This window comes from uncultured Mucilaginibacter sp., assembly GCF_903913935.1.
Taxonomy (GTDB): domain Bacteria; phylum Bacteroidota; class Bacteroidia; order Sphingobacteriales; family Sphingobacteriaceae; genus Mucilaginibacter.
The window spans coordinates 1-8,787 of the sequence record NZ_CAIWNH010000304.1 but is presented as its reverse complement, the minus strand read 5'-3'; the positions used below and the strand labels follow the sequence as shown (position 1 = coordinate 8,787).

6 protein-coding genes and 1 pseudogene are annotated in these 8,787 nt (G+C 38.4%); 2 read left to right on the top strand and 5 right to left on the bottom strand.

The window, feature by feature from the left end; all coding sequences use genetic code 11:
- Nucleotides 1-195: 195 nt before the first annotated feature.
- The gene (locus tag QZY09_RS12000; protein ID WP_295672702.1) at nt 196-609 is read left to right on the top strand and encodes a hypothetical protein; all 414 of its coding nucleotides are present in this window, start codon (nt 196-198) and stop codon (nt 607-609) included.
- Between the two features lie 213 nt (nt 610-822).
- Here QZY09_RS12000 and QZY09_RS11995 read toward each other — a convergent pair whose 3' ends face one another.
- From QZY09_RS11995 to QZY09_RS11975, 5 genes are all read right to left on the bottom strand, one after another.
- Complete coding sequence (locus tag QZY09_RS11995; RefSeq protein WP_295672701.1) at nt 823-1,440, bottom strand: TetR/AcrR family transcriptional regulator; 618 nt, start codon at nt 1,438-1,440, stop codon at nt 823-825.
- 168 nt (nt 1,441-1,608) lie between these two features.
- Nucleotides 1,609-5,043: an efflux RND transporter permease subunit gene (locus QZY09_RS11990; RefSeq protein WP_295672700.1), complete on the bottom strand. Its 3,435-nt coding sequence runs from the start codon at nt 5,041-5,043 to the stop codon at nt 1,609-1,611.
- Between the two features lie 18 nt (nt 5,044-5,061).
- Nucleotides 5,062-6,165, bottom strand: coding sequence for an efflux RND transporter periplasmic adaptor subunit (locus QZY09_RS11985; RefSeq protein WP_295672698.1), 1,104 nt, complete (start codon nt 6,163-6,165; stop codon nt 5,062-5,064).
- Nucleotides 6,166-6,199: 34 nt separating this feature from the next.
- Entirely contained in the window at nt 6,200-7,522 is a 1,323-nt protein-coding gene (locus QZY09_RS11980; RefSeq protein WP_295672696.1) for a TolC family protein, read from the bottom strand.
- A 97-nt stretch (nt 7,523-7,619) separates the two neighbouring features.
- Nucleotides 7,620-8,231 carry a TetR/AcrR family transcriptional regulator gene (locus QZY09_RS11975; protein ID WP_295672695.1) on the bottom strand — a complete coding sequence of 204 codons (612 nt, stop codon included), beginning with the start codon at nt 8,229-8,231 and terminating at the stop codon, nt 7,620-7,622.
- A gap of 336 nt (nt 8,232-8,567) precedes the next feature.
- Between QZY09_RS11975 and QZY09_RS11970 the strand changes: the two are divergent.
- Nucleotides 8,568-8,787, top strand: a pseudogene (locus tag QZY09_RS11970) (adenylosuccinate lyase); the annotation flags it as partial.

Here is an 8,787-nt window from a genome sequence, read left to right as displayed (position 1 = left end):
TCAAAAAGTCAAGATATGCCATCCCTGCCGGCTTGTTTGCCGATTTTGCCGGAATCATCGCGGCTATTTTTGTTGCCTATTTATTTTTTGGTTAAGCATTTAACTCCAATTAAATTAATTTAATTGGCAACAAAACTTCTGCTAAAATCGTAATAGTCCCTGATAAGGACCACTAGTAAATGATTTTTACGGTTTATGCCTCAAAAGGATTATTTAAAAGAAAAGCAGGAGAAAGCGAAGACAACCGTTACTGGCATAATTGTGCTCCTTATATTCATCATCATTTTTATTGGTGTCATTGTACGTTTTGCGATCCGTTCAGGAACAAATGATGGCTTTTTTCCGCTGATGCCCACAGGCAAAGATGCTTACGAAATTGCCAAAGACTATATACAATCCTCAATAAAATCCTCAGATCCTGAATTTCCTGATAAAGACTACCAATTCACCAAAAACTCAGACTCTGTTTATACCATTACCTCGCATTTCGACGCGAGGAATATAAGAGGCGAGGAAATTAAAACTGAATTTACAGCCACGTTAAAATATAATGGCGGTTCAACTTCTGATCAACATAACTGGACATTAGTTAAGCTGGAAGAACATTAAAAAAGCAGCGGGCCAAAATTCCTTCAGGCCCGCTTCAATCACTCTAAAACAATCACCTCTAAATAAGAAGTACCTTGAATAATTAATATGAAAATGTTAATTATTGACTTTTTTATTTTATTAGTCAAATTTAATCATTATATTTTTTGCAAATGTTAAAAAGCGCTCTTTTTACCAGGTGGTGACAGTTTATGCAGCTTAAAATAATTTGAATTAGTACATCAACCCTTTTATAAATATATCGCTCATTAACAGGCGTTTTTTGCGAATTTCGTCAATGTGCTCCATGTCGGGGAACATGGTTTTTTTGTTTGAAAGGGCGCTCACCCTAACGCCATGCAGGGCATCTAAAAGCAGCTCCACAATTTCATCCGGATTAGCCACAGGCTTAATTTTTCCTTTGGTACACTCTGCCTGGATAGCATTTACCAGCATCTCTATTTCCGTCTCATGCACTTTCGTCACTATCTCCCATATCATCTCAGGTAAGTTCTGTTCATTCAACCTGAAAAAATCAAAGAAATTATAATTCTTGAGGATAAATTCATGTTGCGAATTGATCTGAAATTCAAAAGCTTCTTTCAGATTGCAGAACGTATTCATTTTACTTTGGATGACTTCGAGGTATTCATCGGCTACACGGCGCATCACATCAGTATAAAGCTGGCTTTTATCTGGAAAGTAATAATACAACAAAGCCTTTGACATACAAAGATCACTGGCGATCTCGTTCATGGTTGTTTTTGAATAACCATAATGTAAAAACCGCTGGTGCGCAGCTTCCAGAATTTTTTCTTTTTTCAGGTCCTGTATTTCGTTAGTGGCAATCATGTATCACTGTATATGGAATAATTGATGGGCGAATTTACGCTAAAAGTTTTAATCCTGACTTTTTTAACAAACTTATCAAATTTTATAAATATAAGTTTTTTTAAATTTTGCAAAAAAAAAAGGCGCCTATTTTTTAAAAAGCGACGCCTGCTATTTATAGTATTACAATTATGCTTCCGCAACAGTTAATTCAGCATCTCTACCTTTACTCTTTCCGCCACTCAACCTGTTTTTCATTCTCACACGGATAATGTACATACAAGGCACCAGGATTAAAGTGATAATAGTTGCAAATCCCAAACCAAATATCATTGTCCATGATAATGGGCCCCAGAAGGCAACGTTATCCCCACCGAAAAAGATGTGCGGGTTGCCTGTAGTGAACAGACTTGCAAAATCAATATTAAAACCTACGGCCAAAGGTATTAACCCCAAAATAGCTGCGCCCGCTGTTAACAGCACCGGTGTCATACGTGTTTTGGCAGCTTCAACAACCGCATCATGCAGGTTTTCGCCCTGTTCAATTAACATATCCGTAAACTCAACCAGCAAAATACCGTTTCGAACCACTACGCCCGCGAGCGCTATAATACCTACACCCGACATTACTATAGAGAATGTCATATGAAAGATGCTCAATCCAAGGAATACACCGATGATACTAAAGAATATTTCGCTTAAAATAATCAGGGTTTTACCAATAGAATTAAACAAAGCCATCAGTATAATAAGGATCATCCCAAATGAGATCAATAAAGCAGTGCCAAGGAAATTGGCGGTTTCTATCTGATCATCCTGCGCTCCACCCATCCTGATAGAAACGTTTGCCGGCAATTTAAAGTTTTTTAGCGCCTGTGAAATCTGAGAATTTACCTCCGTAGCATTAAATGGCTTTATAACACTTGAGCCTAAAGTAATTACACGCCTTTGTTGTTTGTGTTTAATATTATTGTAAGTATTGGTGTACCTGATATCCGTAAACGCTGAAATAGGTACCTGCCTGATAGCCCCTCCTGTTGCCAAATCCCGGTAAGTAATCTTCATGTTGCGTAAAGCGTCAATATCATTCCGCTGATTTTGCTGCGCCCGTACATCTATCTCGTATTTATCCTCACTGGTATTTCTAAAATCGCCCGCTTTATAGCCATAAATTGAAGTAAATAGCGCGGTGTTTATTTGAGTCGTATTTATCCCTTCCCTGTTTGCTCTTTCACGGTCAACATCAAAAACTATTTCAGGTTTGTCGCTTACCACGTCAGGTATTAACTCTTCTATACCAGCTATACCCTGCTGGCCAATATACTTTTTAAGCCTGGCCGCAGTAGCTACCAGTGTATCCAGGTTATCACCAGCCATTTCCAAACTGATATCTTTTTGGGTCGGTGGCCCGCTTGCTTCCTGGGCAACAGCAATTTTTGCACCTGGTAAACCCTGTACAGAGTTACGGATCTTTGCGAGGATACTTTTGGTGTCCTTACCATGCCGCTTGCTAAACTCCACAAAGGCTACTGTTATTTTCCCTTTATTGTAATAAGTTCCCTGGTCTTCATCAGAAGGATCGGTAACGCCGACTGATACATTTGAAATGATAGAGGAAACTATGTCCTTATCAGGCGCCACTACTTGTGCCACCCTTTTTTCCAGGGTTTGTACTACACCATTAGTGTATGACTGGTCGGTACCAATAGGCAAAGTAACATATACATAAACAAAGTTTGGATCGCCGGACGGAAATTGTTCAACCTTCAGCTTACTTACTATCGAAAATCCAATCGTTAACATAAATAACATAACGGTACCACCAAGTATCCACCATGGGATTCTAACAGCTTTTTCAAGCAAACGGGCATACCAGGCCTGGAATTTGGGCCATGCATTCGTTTGAAACTTGTCTATCCACTTTAATAATATAAAATGATCGAACAGGTACAAAACAATCAGCAGCACAACAAAATTTCCTATTCCAATACTTAAAGCGCCAACAGCTGCCAACAGGTAGCAAAAAATGGCTATGCCGACAAGGATGATTGTGGTACGCTTTGTTTTGCGATCGAATTTTTGATGGTCATGTTCACCTTTAAAATGCGGTTTCATAAAATCAACCGCGAAAACCGGGTTCATTATATAAGCCACTACCAACGAAGCTAATAACGTAATGATGAGCGTAATCGGCAGGAAAAACATAAAATGACCAATCAGGCTATTCCAGAAAGCAAGAGGAACAAATGGCGCCAGTGTAGTCATCGTACCTGAAAAAACAGGCATAAATACTTCGCCGGCAGCTATTTTTGCAGCTTTTGTGATCGGAACCGCGCCATTATTGAATATCCGGTGTGTATTTTCAATCACCACAATCGCATCATCCACTACTATACCCAGGGCCAGCAGGAACGAGAATAGCACGATCATGTTTAAAGTAAAACCTATCGCGGGCATTAATAAAAACGCGATAAAACAGGATAGCGGAACAGACAAGGCCACAAATATGGCATTCGTGGTCCCCATAAAAAACATCAGGATAATGGTTACCAATATAAAGCCTATAACGATGGTATTGATCAGGTCGTTTAAAGTTGACCTTGTTTTGTCGGACTGATCACCGGTAACTGTAATGTTTAATCCTTTAGGGAAAACTGTACTTTGTTTTTGCTTGATAAGCTTATAGATGTCGTCAGAAGCCTCAATTAAGTTTTCACCAGCTCTCTTACTTACGTTTAGTGTAATTACATTTTTAAAATCATGGCCTTCAGGCGTTTTCAAACGGGCATAACTTATCTGATCCTGGAAACCATCTTTAACTTCCGCAATATCGCGCAGGTAAACAGCCTTGCCCTGGGGATTCCTGATCACCATTGCATTTACCTCATCGGCACTTTTAAAGTCTTCCTTAACATCAATGGCTCGCTGCACGCCATCAGCCTTGATGGTGCCGGCTGTTGAAATGATATTTTCGTTACCTATAGCCTGTATAATATCGTTATAACTCACCTGCGCTGCAGTCATTTTATTGATATCGACATTGATCTGAATATTGGGTTCCAATGCGCCAACCTCTACCACTTTTGAGATCTGCTTCATTGATTCAATATCATCTTTTAAATTATCGGCATATTCCTTTAATTTTTTAAGGTCATAGTTGCCTGACACATTGATATTTAAAATCGGCTGATCAGCAACATCTATATCAGAAACATCAGATTGCTTTAGCTGGTTATCATTTTGAGGCAAATCTTGTTTGGCTTTGTCAACCGCGTCTTTTACGTCCTGTTTAGCATCCCTGATATTAACGTTTGCATTAAATTCCGCAGTAATTACTGAAACATTTTGCTGGGTGTTTGACGTTACTTTCTTTAATCCTTTAAGCGATTTCAACTGTTTTTCCAAAGGTTTGGTCACCAGCAATTCAATATTTTGCGGCGATTGGCCCTGGTAAATAGTAGTTATATACACTTTGGATATGGTAATATCCGGGAAGTTTTCCTTAGGCAGCTTATTATAGGACCAAAAGCCAAGCAGCGCAATTAAAAATATAAGCACATATACTGCCCTTTTATTATCAATTGCCCAGCTTGAGGGTCCGAATTCTTTTTCCTGGTCTTTCATTTCTAATAAATTCTATAATTAATTACCGGATGATGTCAATACTTTTATTTTATCCCCATCTTCAACTTCACTCGCACCTTCGGTAATCAATTGATCACCCGACTTTAGGCCCGATAAAATTTCAGATTTACCGCCGTAAGTAGCGCCTGCTTTGATAATTCTCTTTTTAGCGACGCCATTTTCATTTACAAACACATAATCACCGTTCTCTGATCTTTGAATTGCTTTGATAGGAATAACTAATGAATTAACTTTTGAATAATCAGCTATCTTAATAATAGCGGTCATGTTGGGGCGCAGACCTTTTTTAAGAGGTAATTTAATTTCAACAGCAAAGCTGCGCGATGCCGGGTCAATTACCTTGGCAGCAAAAGTTACAGTAGTTTTTAAGGAATCATTTGCATCCGGGAAGAGGATCATCACTTTATCTCCCTGATTTACACTTTGCGCGTAGGATTCAGGCACATCTGCTTTCACTTTCAGGTTATCAGCATTTACGATCCTGATCCCGTTTTGACCCGGTTGAACAACCTGTCCAAGTTTAAGGTCCATCTGGTCAACGCTGCCGGTAATTGGCGATGTAATCCTGTACATATCTGCCTGTTGCTTTAAGGAAGCGACTTGCTTCAGTGAGCTTTGCAATGCAGTTTGTGCCTGTAAAAATTGAACCTCGGTACCAATTTTCTGATCCCAAAGATTTTTTTGACGCTGAAATAAAGTACGGTTTAAATCTACCTGAGTTTGCGCCTGCGCAATGTTCTGGTTCAATACGCTATTATCCAACTGAACCAATACCTGGCCTTTGTTAACATGCTGACCCGGTTTTACATACAGCGCGGTAATTACACCGGGCGATTGTGAATAAGCAGTCACATTATCCTGTGCATCTATCCTGCCCTGGATTTGAACATAGTTAGTAAAACTGCTTGTTGTTACCGTATAAGTGCTAACATCTGTAGATTTAACAGAATCCTTTTTACCTATTTCGGCTGATAGCTTTGTGATTTTTGCGCTTATATCAGCTTCCTGTTTTTTAAGGTCGGCCAATTCAGTGGCCTTGTCTTTTGGTTTATTGCAAGCTGCCAGTAAAAGAAAGGCGGGTATGTAGAGTAGTTTTTTCATGTCGTTATTATATAGTTATTGTACAAGGTTCTGTTTATTGAATTCGTCCGTATGCTTTATCAAGGTCAACTTTACTAACAAGGGCATCATATAAGCCCTGAATATAGGAGTTATCGGCACTTTCCAGTGCTGATTCAGCTTGCGTAACTTCAATGCTTGAACCAACTCCCTGTTGATATTTAATTTTGGATACCCGCAAAACCTCTGCAGCCAATTCCTGATTTTGCTTTTGAACTTTTAGCGTTTGCATCCCGTTGATATATCCGATCCACGCCTGACTTGCTTGAAGTCTCAAACCATTTTTTAAGTTATTAAGATCATTTTGTGACTTAAGAACAGTTATTTCCGATTCCTTTATCCGATTATTATGCTGTCCGCCACTATAAATAGGAACATTCAGTGATAAACCAATGTAAGCAGAAGGATAACCCGGGCTAAAGAGATGGGAAGGATTATTATTCTGAAATAAAACGCCGGCATTCCCGATAAAAGCTAATGACGGTAATAAAAGAGATCTTTCCCTTTTTAAATCAAACTGGTTTAATTTCAGGTTTGTTTCCGTAAGGCCAAATTCTATCCTGTTTTTGTAGAATGTAGTATCATTTGATAAGTCGCTTAAGTTGTCGCCTAGTTGAACATCTTCTAATTTGTCTTTTAATACAAGCTCATTTTCTATAGGCATTCCCATTTGGAATTTCAGTACCTGGTAATTAAGCGCAAGTAAGCGCAAAACCTTTTCTTTATTATTCACCAAAGTATTGTATTGCACGGTTAAACGATCAACATCAATCTTTTCAACAAACCCTTGTTTGTTTTGCTGAATGGTTTCATCCAGTTGTTGTTTCAGTTGTTTAATATTGGCGTCAAGTAATTTAACTTGTTCGTTACTTACCAAAACCTGGTAGTAAGCTTTAGTAACATTCACATTCGTCTCGATCCTTGAACGCGTATAATTTTTCTGTGATAATTCCTTATAGGTTTTAGCGGCTTTTAAACCAACCAAATATGATCCGTCAAATAATAATTGGGATAAGTTGATAGCGTTATTTTCACTAAAGTTTTGATAGATACTAACCTTGTTAGTGCCAAAAAGAACGACCGGCGTTTTTAAATAGTTTTGAAAGGTTGCGGTGCCGCTGATCTGTGGTAAACCGCTACCTATTGTTTCCCTTACTTTAAAGTCAGCGCTTTTTATATCTAAGGCAGCGTTCATAACAGAATCCTGGTGCTCGTACGCATAATTAACACAGTCGGCGACTGTGAAGTTGTATTTCTGACTATCAGGCGGGGCCTGCTGCGCGAAACCATCTAAGGCAACCCCGCATATTAAAGACATTATTAATACTATATGTTTCATTTTCATTGTTGTGTTGTTCGTATTACAATTAATATAAGCTGATTTGGACAGCTGCCACAAAGTAAGTCCTGATCTGTGACAACCCTATGTCAGCAGTTTATTCTTCCATTACATTTTTATATTGATTTAATAACCTATATCCTTTGAGGGTACAAATGCCATAGCTAAAATGTTCCAGAAATTGTTGCTGCACTTTCCATGTGTTAAATTCTGCAAGCGGGAAAATGGAATTGCTGAATCCCATTTCTACCATATTCACATGCATCCTTGCAATAATTTTAACATCTATCTGCGGCCTTATATACCCTTGAGTAATACCCTTCGTTAAAAGCTGTTCCATCTTTTGGGTAATAACCTTGTTTTTAAACTCCTGGAACTGTTTCCATGCTTCCGGATGAAATTTTTGAAGTTCGTGGATGACGATCGGGTTTATCCTGGAAAATATTTCTTCAGAGCACTTCATCATATTGATCATTTCTTCGATCACATTGCCCGAGCGGTTGATGAGCTCATCCATTTGCTTTTCATCTTCCTTTAGTTTTTTTTGTACTAAAGCAATTACCAATTCGTTTTTATCCTTAAAAAATTGGTAGATGGTTTTTTTCGACATGCCCAAATGCCTGGCAATATCGTCCATCGTAACGCTTTTTATTCCTGCTACCAAAAACAGCTCTTCGCTACCTTGTATAATTCTCTCTGTTTGACTCATTGACTTTCGAAGTCAAAACTATGGAAACATTTTTAGAATTCAAAGTTTCCATTGTTTATTACCTTCTACTGACAAATGCCGGTTTAATAGTGGCTTTGTTAGTAGCAGTTGTCCGTCATTGAACCAAGTATTTATCCCGCAAACAAATTTATTTCAAACAACGGGCATTCACAGGCGGGAATAACGACAATGTAAAGGGCGATTTACGCCATTTTACTTTAAAATACCTTTTTAAACCCAACACTTTCATTATAAACCATGATCATCATTCAATCTGCTACTGCTACTTAAAACTGCTACTGAATTATTACCTTTGCAAAAAATTAAAATCCCTTTATGACGCTTACTCCACTTTCAGCAATTTCCCCTATAGATGGCCGCTATCGCAATACCACTGCAGTACTTGCAGCTTATTTTTCGGAGTACGCCCTGATCAAATACAGGGTATTTGTTGAAATAGAATATTTTATCGCCTTATGCGACCATCCTTTGCCCCAGTTACGAAGTTTTGATAAAAAAGCAACAGAAAAGTTACGCGGCATTTATAAAAATTTTA